Annotated in this window: 9 protein-coding genes; all 9 read left to right on the top strand. The window is 30.4% G+C overall.

The window, feature by feature from the left end; all coding sequences use genetic code 11:
* Window positions 1–232: 232 nt before the first annotated feature.
* The 9 genes from Q1A15_RS03070 to Q1A15_RS03030 all read left to right on the top strand — a co-directional run bounded on the left by Q1A15_RS03070 (window position 233) and on the right by Q1A15_RS03030 (window position 14,164).
* On the top strand, window positions 233–1,444 hold the full coding sequence (locus Q1A15_RS03070) for a cupin domain-containing protein (RefSeq protein ID WP_299618584.1): 1,212 nt from the start codon (window positions 233–235) through the stop codon (window positions 1,442–1,444).
* A gap of 15 nt (window positions 1,445–1,459) precedes the next feature.
* Window positions 1,460–2,095 (top strand): helix-turn-helix transcriptional regulator, encoded by a 636-nt coding sequence (locus Q1A15_RS03065; RefSeq protein ID WP_299618581.1) that lies wholly within the window; start codon window positions 1,460–1,462, stop codon window positions 2,093–2,095.
* A 303-nt stretch (window positions 2,096–2,398) separates the two neighbouring features.
* Window positions 2,399–2,917, top strand: a complete 519-nt coding sequence (locus tag Q1A15_RS03060) for a cyclic nucleotide-binding domain-containing protein (RefSeq protein ID WP_299618578.1) — start codon at window positions 2,399–2,401, stop codon at window positions 2,915–2,917.
* A 13-nt stretch (window positions 2,918–2,930) separates the two neighbouring features.
* Complete coding sequence (locus Q1A15_RS03055; RefSeq protein ID WP_299618575.1) at window positions 2,931–4,487, top strand: TolC family protein; 1,557 nt, start codon at window positions 2,931–2,933, stop codon at window positions 4,485–4,487.
* Window positions 4,488–4,498: 11 nt separating this feature from the next.
* Window positions 4,499–5,761, top strand: coding sequence for an NHLP bacteriocin system secretion protein (locus tag Q1A15_RS03050; protein WP_299618572.1), 1,263 nt, complete (start codon window positions 4,499–4,501; stop codon window positions 5,759–5,761).
* Window positions 5,762–5,773: 12 nt separating this feature from the next.
* Window positions 5,774–7,963: an NHLP family bacteriocin export ABC transporter peptidase/permease/ATPase subunit gene (locus tag Q1A15_RS03045; RefSeq protein WP_299618568.1), complete on the top strand. Its 2,190-nt coding sequence runs from the start codon at window positions 5,774–5,776 to the stop codon at window positions 7,961–7,963.
* A 7-nt stretch (window positions 7,964–7,970) separates the two neighbouring features.
* Entirely contained in the window at window positions 7,971–10,877 is a 2,907-nt protein-coding gene (locus Q1A15_RS03040; RefSeq protein WP_299618565.1) for an NHLP bacteriocin export ABC transporter permease/ATPase subunit, read from the top strand.
* A gap of 3 nt (window positions 10,878–10,880) precedes the next feature.
* Window positions 10,881–12,014, top strand: a complete 1,134-nt coding sequence (locus Q1A15_RS03035; RefSeq protein ID WP_299618562.1) for a hypothetical protein — start codon at window positions 10,881–10,883, stop codon at window positions 12,012–12,014.
* Window positions 12,014–14,164 carry an adenylate/guanylate cyclase domain-containing protein gene (locus Q1A15_RS03030; protein WP_299618559.1) on the top strand — a complete coding sequence of 717 codons (2,151 nt, stop codon included), beginning with the start codon at window positions 12,014–12,016 and terminating at the stop codon, window positions 14,162–14,164. Before Q1A15_RS03035 ends, Q1A15_RS03030 begins: the two co-directional genes overlap by 1 nt.
* Window positions 14,165–14,200 lie beyond the last annotated feature (36 nt).

Genomic DNA, 14,200 nt, shown 5'->3' with positions numbered 1-14,200 from the left:
TAAGCCGACAAAAATACCAAATTATCGAGTTTAATTCTTAAAAAAACGATAAACATTTGTTTTTCAGACGTCTGTGTGTTAAAAAGTGTGCTATGGATTTATAAATCTATGTGTTCAGATTTATAAAACTAACAAAAGTCCACTTTGAAACCAGTTTTTTCAGTCGTTGATTTGTCTTGTAAATGTCTCAGAAAAGACAGGGGAAATAATCGGGAATTTAAATTATATAAGTATGGAAAATTTAGTAGAAAATTTAAAAAGTATAACAAGCTTTGAAGATTTAATTTATCCAGTATCTTTAAATGAATTTAAAGAAAAGTACTGGGATAAGGAGGTGCTACTTTTAAAAAGAGACAATATTTCTTTTAATGAATCACTTTTGAAAATTTCAGAAGTTGACGAAGTTTTAGATTACCATAGGCCTAATGGGGCTAATATCCGAGTGGTAAAGAATCAAGAACCGTTATATAAGAATAAATATGAGAATGAAGACGGAAGTCTAAACTTAAATCAATTATATGCTGCTTATGGTGATGGTTATACTATTGTAATTAATGAGATAGATCGATTTTGGAAGCCTATTAAAACATTGTGTAAGAATGTAAAACGGTTATTAAATCATAAGACCAAAGGGAATATGTACTTGACTCCTAAAAATCAAAAAGCATTATTACCACATTATGATACCCATGATGTATTTGTAGTGCAACTTTCTGGAAAGAAGCATTGGAAAATATACGATGATCAGTACAAAACACCTTTAGTTAATAGTTTTCAACCGATCTTTCAAAGAGAACAATTACAAGGTGTAAAAGAAATTATATTAGAAGCAGGTGATATGATGTATATTCCTAGAGGAATACCTCACGAAGCATATACTACTGACGATTCTTCATTACACTTAACTATTGGAGTTTATCCAACACAATGGTTGGACTTTTTTAGTAAAACATTACACAATTTAGCTCAAACAGATATCTCGCTTCGTAAAGCATTACCGGTAGGTTATTTAAATAGTGAAGATGTCATTAGTTTGATCAAAAGTAAAATTGAAGAAATTTCACAAACATTATGTAACGATATTTCTAGAAAGAATAATATTTATGGATCAGTTCAACTATTAAAAGAGGAGTTAAGATCGGAAAATTCACCACAAGCAGATGGTCACTTTGAAAGTTTAGATGTGATGGATTGTATTGATCTAGATACTCACTTAATAAAAAGAAAGAATGTAGATAGTACTGTACAACAAGTTGGGAATATTTCAAGAATTATTTTTCCTGGAAATGTCATAAGAGGACCAATTTCGATTGCACCTTGTTTAGAGTTTATATCGGAAAACAAAGGTGGGTTTAAGATTAATGAAATTCCTTTAATCAATGATACTAATAAGATAAAATTATGTAAAAGATTAATAAGGGGAGGATTGTTAAAAGTAAATTAAGAAAAAGTAAATGTTATGAATTTAGATAATCAACAAAATATAAATTGGAGTTCGCCGAACGCTTTGATAGAGTTAATTAAAGGTATTGAAACACCTCTTGAATCGATAATAAAAGAGAGTAATAGTGTAGTTGATGATAATGCTAATAACTCAAATAACATCATATTTTCTAGCAGTCAGCAAATTAAGAGTATTGTTGATGAAATTGTAAAAAAGGTAAATAATAATAAAGAACCAGAACCTTTAATTTTTCATATATATAATTCAAATGATAGGGTTAAATCTATGTGTAAAGGAGAGGTTAAATCTTCAAACATTTCGAAGCAAGATATTAGTTGGTTGAAAAAAATGGAGGATGAGGTTTATAAAAACATAAAGCAAGGAGATATAAACTTATATGATTTATCATATAATCTATCAGTAAGTGAACGTCAGTTGCATAGAAAAATTAAAAATTTAGTGTATTTAACTCCTAACAAGTACATAAGGGTGTTGAAATTACACAAGGCAAAACAATTAATTGATGATTATTTATATAATACGATTTCACAAATATCTTATGCTGTGGGATATTACGACACGTATTATTTCTCAAAATTATTTAATCAACAATATGGAGTGTCACCAAAAAAACTTTTGTATGAAAGATAATAGAAGCCAGAGGTAGTCATCTTTTTCTCTATTTCTCATAAATTATATAATTTTCTGATAGCTATACTCTGGTCTTCTTAAAATTAAAATTGCTATATCGAAAGACAAGAAAAATGGGAATATAATTTAACAAGAGAAATAGAGAGGTAAATCCCATAAATACAAAGAAAAAAGGCGTTTAATTTAAACGCCTTTTTTTATTTTAAAATCAGTCATTTTTCACCGAAAACTTGACAGTTTTACACTGTCATATTGCTCTAATTTAGCTTCATATCAGAAATAAAAAATAAAAAAAATAGAATTATGAAGCGAGTACTTTTTTTGCTTGGGCATTTAGATGACATCGATATAGAATGGATGATAAATAATGGTTACAGAGAAGACTTAGAAGTAGGAGATCGATTAATTGAGCAAGGAAAAACTATAGAAAATTTATATATCGTTTTATCAGGATCGTTGTCAATTACTGATAGTGACACGGATAAACACATTGCAAACATCGGTCCAGGTGAGATTGTTGGAGAAATGTCTTTTTTAGAGTCTAGACCGCCTTCAGTTTCTGTTATTGCTGGGGAAAATGTATCGGTTTATGCAATTTCAAGAGAATTAATGAATAGTAGGTTAGCAGCAAACCTTGAATTTAAAGCTAATTTTTATTATGCCTTGGCATTGTTCTTATCTAACAGGTTGCGTAAAACAACAAGTCAGTTAGGTTATGGAAATCCTCAAGAAGAAGATGTTATAGATGAATCTGTATTAGATGGAGTTTCGCAAGCTGGAGCAAGGTTTGGTCAGATTTTACAAAAATTTTCAGAAGTTTAATAGTAAAGCAAATATGAATTTCAAAATTCAAATAACTGTATTGTTTATAGGTATGGTTGGTTTAGTTTTTTCTCAAACTTCTAGTTCAGGAGGTATTGTTGAGTTTTCTAAATTAACTCTAAGTGAAAGCCCTGTAGTTGAAAGTAATAGATTGTCAATTTCAAATGCTGAAGGAGATTTTCAAATTCAAAAAAGTTTTTTCGATTATCAATTAACATCTGGTATTACAGCAGGTGCTAATAATTCAAATTTATTTGCAGCAGACCCCAGAAGTTCATTGTTAAATAATAATGAACTAGATGCTAGTAATTTAAATTTAGGTTTAGGGTTGCAAAAAAGGTTTAGAATAGGATTAGTAGCAAGTTTTTCAGTTGATTATACGAGATTGAATGATAATTTTCCTCTAAATAGGTTTAATCAAAATATTGGAGCGAACATTGATGATCATTCTATGACAAGTACTTTTTCGCTAACACAACCACTTTTAAGAGGAAGTGTAAATGTTGCTTCAGTATTAGAGGAATCATCGATGCTTAATTTAGAGAGTGAAAAAACAAATTTAACATTCAAAAACTCATTCGAATTATTACAAACAGCAAATGCATATTGGCAATATGTTGCAGCAAATAAAAGTTTAGCTGTTTTTCAAGAAAACCAGAATAGGGTTCAAAAAGTATTAGATATCACAAAAGAACTAGTAGAAGCAGATAAAAAACCAGCGGGAGATTTAGCTCAAATTCAGGCAGATTTAGCAAACCAAGCTAGACAAACTAAAGTAGCAGAGCAAAATTTATATACAGCTAAGTTAAATCTAGGGAGAGCTATAGGATTAAATGAAGAAGATAGTAAGAAAATAAATACTCCAGTTGATGATTTTCCAGGAATTACTACATCTGGTTATACTGCAAATCTTGATTTAAATAAATATATACTACTAGCTCAAGAAAATAGAAGTGATATTGAAGCAACAAAGCAAATTGAAGAAGCAGTTAAACTACAATTACAGTTTGCAGAAAATGGCAGAAGGCCTCAGTTAGATTTAACTGGTTTTGTTAATTATGGAGGAGCAAATATTGGTAATGGAATCAATAACGCATTAGCTACATTAACACAAAGAGAGGGAAGAAGTTTAGGTTTTGGTGTACGATTAAACTTTTCTTTTCCAATCAATAATAATAATGCAAGAGGAAACTACACTAAAAGTAAAGTAGCTCTTGAAAACCAGCAAATTTCAAACCAGAACTTAAAAAGAAATATTGATTTAAATGTTTCTATTGCACTTAACAATTTAAACAATAGTGTTTTGGTTCTTGAAAAAGCAGAAGAATCTTTAAGTTATTATAAACAAGTTTTTAGTAATGAAAAAGAAAAGTTTCAAAACGGATTAACAACATTGCTTAATCTAATTTTATTTCAAGAAAGATTAACCTTCGCAGAATTAGAATACTTACAAGCTCATCAACAATTTGCATCTGCAATTGTGAATTTAAGATATCAAACGGGGACTTTGATTGGGGAATCAAATAAGAATATCACAAGGGACCTATTCTACACAATACCAAAAATTTAAAAAAAACAAAAATGGCAGCAGGATTTTTTAGAAAAGCAGCACTTGAAAAATTATCAACTCCAGAAAAACTTGATCAGTTAATCAAAGTTACCAGTCCTAAAGGATGGATAACTTTACTTACCATAGCATTAGTTTTAGGTACAGGAATTACTTGGTCTTTTTTAGGAAATGTAAAAACAAAATTAAATGTTGTAGGTGTACTTCTTGGGGGAGAAATACACGAAGTGGTGGCTACTTCACAAGGTCAATTAGTTAAACTTAATGTTGAAATTGGAGATGCAATAAACGAAGGCGATGTTGTTGCTTTTATTGAGCAACCAGAATTATTTCAACAAATTGAAGAAGTAAAAGCTTCTTTAAAAGAAAGAGAATTTGAATTACAACGTTTGTTGTCTTTCGGAAGTAAAGACACGAGAATTCAAGAAGAATTAATTGTACAACAAAGAAGTAGTATTCAGCTACAAATAGCATCAGAGAAAAAAACACTTTCGTTTTTAAATAATCAGCTAGAAACAGAGAAAAACTTACTCAAGAAAGGGTTAATTACAAAATCTCAAGTTGTAAATACTGAGCAACAAATGGAGGCTTCTAAGAATTCTATCGAAAGATTAAAAGCACAAATGGTGCAAACATCTAGTCAAAAGTTAAATCTAGGTTTCGATTTACAACAAAAAATTAATCTAAACAAGCAAAGAATAGCCGAAACTCAAAGAAGATTAAAGCATTTAGAAGAGCGTTACACGATTCAAACAGAAATTAAAAGTGCTTATGCTGGTGAGGTAGTTGAAATTCTTACAGACTCAGGAGTTATCGTTGGTCAAGGGGCACCACTATTTAAATTAAAAAATCAAAAACAAGCTTCAGATAATCGTTTAAGAGGTGTATTATATATTCCTTCTCAAGATGGTAAAAAGATTAAAGAAGGAATGCAAGCTTTAGTAGTTCCTTCAACTGTGCAACCGCAAGAATATGGTTTTATGAAAGGGAAAATTACATATGTATCTGACTTTCCTATTACTCAAAAAGGAATGATGATGACAGTGAAAAACGATCAATTGGTTCGTGGACTTTTATCAGGCGGAGCTTTATTTGAAGTGTATGTCGAATTTGAAAAAGATGAAAATGCTTACAGTGGATTTAAATGGACATCTGCTCAAGGGCCAAATATTTTAATTAATGAAGGAACTTCTTGTATGGGAAAAATTACTGTGAAGTCTGAACCACCAATTGCTATGGTTGTTCCAGCATTAAAGAAGTTCTTTGATTTATACTAAAAATTGCCAAGCATGATTAACAAGAAAAAAAGCGAGGAAAAAAAGTTGCCTCGCAGAGTAAAAACACCTACCGTACTCCAGATGGAGGCTGTTGAGTGTGGAGCTGCAGCTTTAAGTATTATATTAAGTTACTACGGAAAATTTGTTCCTTTAGAAAAACTAAGAATTTCGTGTGGTGTTTCTAGAGATGGTTTAAAAGCTACTAACTTATTAAAGGCTGCTAGAGAATATGGATTAGAGGCTAAAGGATACGCTAAGTCAATTGAAAAATTGAAAGAGCTAGAAATGCCTGCTATTATATTCTGGAACTTTAATCACTTTTTAGTAATCGAAGGTTTTAGTAAAGACAGAGTTTATTTAAGTGATCCAGCACAAGGAAGGTATTATGTAAGTCATCAAGAATTTGACGATGCATATACTGGAGTTGTATTGACCTTTAAACCAAATGAAAAGTTTGAGAAAGGGAATGAAAAACAAGGTTTACTAAGCTCTCTAGCATCTAGGGTTAAAGGGTCAAAATTAAGTCTAACTTATATTATTATAGCTAGTTTATTCTTAGTAATTCCAGGTCTAGTAATTCCTTCTTTTACCAAAATATTTATAGACAAGTATTTAGTAAATGGATTGTCAGGTTTTGTAATGCCATTGTTATTAATCATGGGAGGTATGCTAGCATTGAATTCTGCATTAGTATACGTACAGCAATATTATCTACTTCGGTTAGAAACAAAATTAGCTTTAACAACTTCTAGTAAGTTTTTGTGGCATGTTTTTCATTTACCAATAGCATTTTTCACTCAGCGTTATAGTGGAGAAATAGGAAATAGAGTTTCCTTGAATGATAAAGTAGCTAAACTTTTAAGTGGGGATTTAGCAAATGCTGCTTTAAATGTTATCATGGTTGTTTTTTACGCGTTGTTAATGTTTTCTTATGATGTCTTATTAACATGTATTGGAATTTTTATAGCAAGTATAAATATTATAACACTTCAATATGTATCGAGAACTAGAAAAGACGGTAACAGAAGATTTACAAATGAAAATGGAAAGCTTTTAGGAACAACTACTTCTGGAATTAGCATGATAGAAACATTGAAAGCTTCAGGAAGAGAAAATGATTTCTTTACAACTTGGACTGGTTATTTAGCTAAGGTGATGAATGCTCAACAAGAGTTAGGTTGGTTAACTGCAAGGTTAAATGTTGTACCACCATTATTAATGTCTTTAAATAGTGCAATTATATTAGGAGTGGGTGCTACTAGAGTAATGAATGGAGATATGACTTTAGGTATGTTGGTAGCTTTCTTATACTTAATGAACAACTTTATTGGTCCAGTTAATCAATTGGTGAGAGTAGGTAGTCTGTTACAAGAAACTGAAGGAGACATGGCAAGAATTGATGATGTTTTAAATTATGAAGTTTCCGAAGATTTTAAAGAAGATAAAAAAGAAGTTGTTAATCAAGAAAAGTTTGTAAACAAATTAACAGGTCATTTTGAAATGAAAAATGTAACATTTGGTTACAACACTACAATGCCTGCATTAATTAACGATTTTAGTTTAAAGTTAAAGCCTGGAAGCAGAGTTGCTTTAGTTGGTGGTTCAGGAAGTGGAAAATCTACGATTGCTCGATTAGCTTCAGGGTTATATGATCCATGGCAAGGTGAAATATTATTCGATAATACAGCAAGAAGAGAAATTCCTAGACATATTATTAACGAATCTGTGGCAGTTATAGATCAAGAAGTTTTAATGTTCAAAGGATCTATTCATGAAAATATTGCGTTTTGGGATTCAAAAGTTACCGAAAAAAGTATTATTCAGTCTGCTAAAGATGCTGCAATTCACGATGTTGTTGCAGCAAGAACAGAAGGTTACGAAAGTCCAGTTATGGAAAGAGGAGCTAATTTTAGTGGAGGGCAAAGACAGCGATTAGAAATAGCAAGAGCATTAGCTTTAAACCCATCAATCTTAGTCATGGATGAAGCTACAAGTGCCTTAGATCCAAAATCTGAAAAGATTGTTATGGATAACATTAAAAGAAGGGGTTGTACTTGTTTGATTGTAGCACACCGATTAAGTACAATCATGGATTGTGATGAGATTATTGTGATGGAGTTTGGTAAAATCGTAGAACGAGGTACACACAAAGAATTAATGCAACAAGATGGGGTTTATGCCCAACTAATTGAATCTAAATAATAAAAGGATGTTTGATAACAAGAAAATAAAATTAACATCTAACGAATCGTTAATTCTTAATGAATCTGATCGATTTTGGATGATTACTTCTGGTGAAGTTGATGTGTTTTATGCAGAGGTTAATGGTGAGGGAGAATATAAAAGCGGACTTAAATATTTATATACAGCTAAAAAAGCAGAGTTATTATTTAGTTTAATTACTTCTCAAGATAGAAAAGAAGGTATTCGACTTATTGCAGTTAGTAAAGGAGCGTCATTGATATCTATAAACAAAAATAGATTATTGCATATCGATCATTTGATTCTTAAAAGTATGGTCGAAAAATGGATTGTTAAAACTACTGAAAGTATACATCATAATTTAGTTCCTAGAGTCCATGCTACATTAGATGAATTCAAGAAAATTGAACTTCAAAAAGGTAAAATAGCATATCCATCAAAAGGTATTACTTGGGTGGAGTTAATTGAAGGAAATTTAAAGAAATATGCAGGAGAAGAAACATACGATTTAGAATCAGAATTTAATTATCCAATTCCAGTATTTAATGGTTTATGGATTGAATCTACTGAAAATAAAGCTGAGTTTTATGTAAAGAGTACTGCTGAGGTTTTAAAAGATGAAATCTACGTAATGTTATCTTTAAATGATTTACAAGATCATTTGCATAAAAAATTAGAAACAAATTTCGAATCAGCAAAAGAAGAAGAAAGACGTAGGATTGAAGAAAAAGTTTCTGCAGAAAACAATACTCTTACAAATACATTAGATCATTTAAGATCTATTGTAGGAGGAAAAAGAAAAACTGCTGTAGATTTAAGAGACAAAAATATAGATAACGATTTATTCAATACATGTCAGTTGATAGGTAATGAAATCGGATTCAAATTTGAAGCTCCAAAATATTTAGAGTCGTATAAAAATAGTACAGCAAATCAATTACAAGCAATTGCACAAACTTCTAAAGTAAGGGTTCGTAAAATTATTTTAAGAGGTACGTGGTGGAAAGAAGAAAACGGACATTTATTAGCTTTTTATAAAGAAGATAAACGACCAATAGCTTTAATTCAAAAAACACCAAACACATACATTATAAAAGATGTAATCACTGGTAGAGAAGAGAAAGTAGATTATAAAATTGCTGAAGAATTAGAGCCTATTTGTTATATGTTTTTCTATGGTTTTGATACAACCATGAGTTCTGTAAAAGAAATAGGGAAATTCGCGATAAAAGGAGTAAAGAAAGATGCAAAGTTTTTAATCTTAGCAGCTTTAGCTGGAAGTTTAGTTGGGTTAATTGTCCCAATTTTATCAGGAGTAATGTTTGATGATGTAATTCCTACTGCAGATAAATCTTTACATGTTGAAGTGTTAATTATAATGATACTACTAGCTGTTGTGTCAGCTGGATTACAGTTAATGCAAGGTGTATTACAGTTACGATTAGAAACCAAGTCTAGTATAAACCTACAGGCTGGTGTTATGGATCATTTATTACGTTTGCCTGTTACTTTTTACAAGAAGTTTTCTGCTGGAGACTTAACTAACCGTGCATTAAGTATCAATGGAATTAGACAAGTTTTATCTAATACAGTAATGACAGCAGTTCTTAGTGGAGCCTTTTCTTTCGTGAATTTAGGATTGTTATTTTACTATGAATCAAGTTTAGCTTGGATTGGTGTTGGATTAGCAGTTGCTGCTATTGCTTTTATGACTATAATTGGATGGTTGAAACTGAAGTATGATAGAGAAATATCTGATGCCCAGGGAGATTTACAAGGTTTTCTTTTTGAATTTCTTTCAGGAATAAGTAAAATTAGAATAACAGGAGGAGAAAGAAGAGTTTTCTCACTTTGGGCAGATAAGTTTTCTAGACTTAAAAAACTAGGGTTCAGTTCTGGAAGTTACCAGAATTATGTAGAAACCTTCAACGCTTCTTATCCCTTAATGACTAATATTTTCTTCTTTGCTTTTATTTATTACACAGTTACCACTTCAAGTCAAGTTGGAGTCATGATTTCTGTTGGGGCATTTATGGCTTTTATTAGTGCTTTCAATCAATTCTTAAGAGATTGTTTAAAAATGAGCATGGCTTTAATTACCTCATTGAATATCATTACATTATATGAGAGAGTAAAGCCTATTTTAGAAGAAACACCAGAATCTTCAGGAGAAAGTTTAGATCCAGGAGAATTAGAAGGTGATATAGAAATGAATTCAGTTTCATTTAGATATAATGAAGACCAACCATTAGTATTAAACGATTTATCTTTTAAGATTAAATCAGGAGAAATGGTAGCTTTTGTAGGAACATCAGGTTCAGGAAAATCTACAATTATGAGATTACTTCTTGGTTTTGAAGAAGCTGAAGCGGGATCGATATTCTACGATGGAAATTCTTACGATTCTATGAATAAAGATTTAGTAAGAAGGCAAATTGGTGTGGTGCTACAAAACGGAGCATTAATGTCTGGAAGTATTTATAAAAATATTGTTGGAAACTCAGATCTTACATTAGATGATGCTTGGGAAGCTGCTAGAATGGCTGGAATGGAAGAAGATATTAAGCAAATGCCAATGGGAATGCATACTGTAATTAGTGAAGGAGCAGGAACATTTTCTGGAGGACAACGTCAACGTTTAATGATTGCTAGAGCCATTGTTCATAAACCTCGATTATTATTTATGGATGAAGCTACAAGTGCGTTAGATAATAGAACTCAAAATATAGTTTCAGAAAGTTTAGATAAACTTCAAGCAACTCGTATTGTAATTGCACATCGTTTAAGTACAGTTATGAATGCTGATAGAATTTATGTTTTAGATAAAGGAAAAATTGTAGAATATGGATCTTATGCTGAATTAATGGATAAAGATGGAATATTCTCAAAATTAGCGAAGCGACAAATTGCTTAAACTATGAATAACAAAGCACACGATTTTTTAAGAGGTTTAACGAATAACGAAGAGGTTATTCAAGAAGTATTTGAGTATACTCAAAATAAATTTGTTAAACCTTCTTTTTCTAAGTTTTCAAAAGAGGAAAAATACATAGAAACTTGGGAAGCATATAATGAAGAATCGAAATTATTAGGTGTTTTTAAAACATTAAAAAAATATATAGTTCAGTTACAGTTTCCCGTTAAGGCTGGAATTTCTTCAACAGAAGCTTATAAAAATGTAACCTTAAGAGGTAAAGAAAATACAACGAATTCAAATTTGTTGCTTGAAGATGAAAACGCTCTTTGGTTAGATATTTACGAAAGTAAATTAATTGGTAAAGTACCTGTTTTAATTGTGTCTAATGTAAACGATTTTAAAACGCTAGTTTGTGCGTTTTCTAATAAAAATGAACCTGCAGATTTACCAAAATCAATGGGAGCAGCTTTTATAAAAGGAATCAATAATTGGGATAGAATTTCAAAACTGAAAAAAGCTTGGCAAGAAGAAAAAACAGCAATATCGTGGAATCAATTTTTCAAACAAGAAATATTACCAAATCGTGATTTGTATCAAGATAAATTAATCATACTTAGTACAAAACCTTATAGTGGTGTTGCACATGAAGTATTAAATGTATCTGAGAGTTTATGGCAAGAAGCATCGGTAGATATTAGAAAAGAACATGAAAGCGCACATTTGTTTACACTAAATTATTACGGACAAATGGCTAAGAATATCCACGATGAACTTATAGCAGATTATGCGGGTATAATTCGAGTATCAGGAAAATTCGATAAGAATTGGATGTTACATTTTCTAGGTTTAGAATCCTATCCTAACTATAGAAATGGTGGAAGATTTCAGAATTATATGAATGATAATTGTTCTTCTGAAGCTTTTAAATGTTTAGTTAAAATTACTAAAAAAGCGATTGATACAATTCAAGAATTTGACTCAGAATTAGGGAATGTATCCAGTGAAGAAGACAGGTTGAGTAGAATTAAAAGTATATGTGAAGTAGATATTTTATCTATGGCATCAGATCAAGGAAAAGAAATGTTATCGGATGTTTATAGAAAAAATAGAATTATAAACGAAGCGATTTTATAATGACAGAAAATGAAAAAATACTGAAGGAAGTAAATGAAATATTAGCACAGGTTTCTAATGTGTTAGAGGTGGAAAGAAGTACTTTTTTCTTGTATAATGAAGAAAATAAAACGCTTGAAAGTGTTGTTGCCCAAGGAATAGAAAACTTAATTATAGCAGTTCCTTTAGGTACTGGTATTGTCGGACATGTTTTTGAAACGCAACAACCATTAGTGGTAAACGATGTTTACGCTAATCCACTTTTCGCATCCTCATTTGATAATCAATTAAATTTTAAAACAAAATCCATTTTATGTGTACCAATCTTTAATGAAGATAAAGAGATAATAGGTGCATTACAATGCTTAAATAAACAGAATGATAGTTTTTCTAACAATGATATTAAGGTTCTTAATAGCTTTGCTACAGCAATTAGTTTAATAATTAAGAACAGTAAATTATACTACACAAGTGAACATCTTAAAAATAATTTCTCTAAACTTTTAGAAGTCTTTAAAGCTGTTTCCTCTGAATTAAACTTAAATAAGTTGATTCAGTTAATTATGAATAAAGCTGCTGAAATCACAAACTCAGATCGTAGTTCTTTATTTTTAGTTGATGAAATCACAGGTGAATTATGGACGGTTTTTGCAAAAGGTTTAAATAATACTATTGTAAGAACAAAGAAAGGGATTGTAGCAAAGGTGGCTAAAACTAAAACGCCATTAATTGTTAACGACCCTTATAATCATCCAGATTTTAATCCTGCTGTAGATCTTAAAACAAAATATAAAACAAAATCTATACTTAGTGTTCCTGTCTTTAATTCAGAAAAAGAGGTATTAGGTGTAGTTCAGGTAATCAATAAAAATGATGGAGAATTTCATATAGATGATTTAAATATTTTAACGGGATTTGCAAGTCAGATAAAAATTGCAATTGAAAACGCTAAGCTTTTTGATCAAATTGAAGGAATGAAAAACTACCTGAATATTTTAGTTCAAAATCTAGATAATGGAATTGTAACAATAGATTCTAATCGAAAAATTAAAACTATAAATAGTCGATTTTTTTCAATGTTCAATGTCGATAATTCTTTCAACTTAGAAGAGAAACACATTGAAGATGTAAATGAAACATTGCAATCGTTGTTTTCTTATGCAGAGGAAACTATCAAATCTGGCGAGAAAACATATTTTGATGATATTGAAATTCAGATAGAAAACCAAAAGTTTATTACTGTAAACATCAGTGCATTACCCATGGAAAATGCTAAAGGTGAAAAGATTGGTGTGATTATGGTTTTTAATGACATCTCTAAAGAGAAAAGAATTCAATCGAATTTGAGTAGATATATTCCGCAACATTTGGTCAAAGAAGTAATGAATAAAGATAACTTGTCTTTATTAAAAGGAAATTACTCAAAGTGTAGTATTCTATTTTCAGATATTAGGAACTTTACAACGCTTACAGAAGAATTCGGAGCAATGGAAATTGTGAAGCTTTTGAATAATTATTTTGAAGCGATGATAACTTCTGTATATAAGTTTGATGGTATTTTAGATAAATTTATTGGAGATGCAATCATGACTGTTTTTGGAGTTCCTTATGCGAATATATCTGATAGTAAAAATGCAGTACGATGTGCATTAGATATGTTTGAAAAGCTAAAAGAATTAAATAAAAACCAAGATAGAACTACACCAAAAGTCAATATCGGAATTGGAATAAGTACAGGAAATGTGGTTTCAGGAAATATTGGTTCTGAAAAGCGTTTCGAATATACTGTTATTGGCGATTCTGTAAATATTGCAGCACGATTAGAAAGTGCAACAAAAGTCTACAATGTTGACTTATTGATTTGCGAACAAACCTATCAAGAAATTAAAGACGAATTTTATTGTAGAGAAATTGATACATTATTAGTAAAAGGAAAGAATATTCCGGTTAAAATCTACACTGTATTAAAATCAAAAGAAGAACTTTTGTCAAACGAAGAACAAAACTTTTTAGAATATTTTTCTGAAGGATTATCAAATTATAAAGTAGCCAATTACCAGGAAGCAAGAGTTTCTTTTCAAAAAGCAAAAGCAATAAAATTAGATGATGGACCAACTAAAACTTTTTTAGAAAGGTGTGATCATCAATTGTTAGAAGTTTCGAATTTATAAAAGATGTTTTATCAGTTTTTTTGTCGCTTTTGTCAT

The sequence above is a fragment of the uncultured Tenacibaculum sp. genome (assembly GCF_947495995.1).
In the GTDB taxonomy this organism is placed as follows: domain Bacteria; phylum Bacteroidota; class Bacteroidia; order Flavobacteriales; family Flavobacteriaceae; genus Polaribacter.
Note: the sequence above shows the minus strand (reverse complement) of the source record. Positions and strands in the feature narration are given on the sequence as shown.

Bases quoted from the DNA above. Each gene is read 5' to 3' on its own strand.
- Q1A15_RS03070 (WP_299618584.1), top strand. From the start codon at position 233: ATGGAAAATTTAGTAGAAAATTTAAAAAGTATAACAAGCTTTGAAGAT.
- Q1A15_RS03065 (WP_299618581.1), top strand. From the start codon at position 1,460: ATGAATTTAGATAATCAACAAAATATAAATTGGAGTTCGCCGAACGCT.
- Q1A15_RS03060 (WP_299618578.1), top strand. From the start codon at position 2,399: ATGAAGCGAGTACTTTTTTTGCTTGGGCATTTAGATGACATCGATATA.
- Q1A15_RS03055 (WP_299618575.1), top strand. From the start codon at position 2,931: ATGAATTTCAAAATTCAAATAACTGTATTGTTTATAGGTATGGTTGGT.
- Q1A15_RS03050 (WP_299618572.1), top strand. From the start codon at position 4,499: ATGGCAGCAGGATTTTTTAGAAAAGCAGCACTTGAAAAATTATCAACT.
- Q1A15_RS03045 (WP_299618568.1), top strand. From the start codon at position 5,774: ATGATTAACAAGAAAAAAAGCGAGGAAAAAAAGTTGCCTCGCAGAGTA.
- Q1A15_RS03040 (WP_299618565.1), top strand. From the start codon at position 7,971: ATGTTTGATAACAAGAAAATAAAATTAACATCTAACGAATCGTTAATT.
- Q1A15_RS03035 (WP_299618562.1), top strand. From the start codon at position 10,881: ATGAATAACAAAGCACACGATTTTTTAAGAGGTTTAACGAATAACGAA.
- Q1A15_RS03030 (WP_299618559.1), top strand. From the start codon at position 12,014: ATGACAGAAAATGAAAAAATACTGAAGGAAGTAAATGAAATATTAGCA.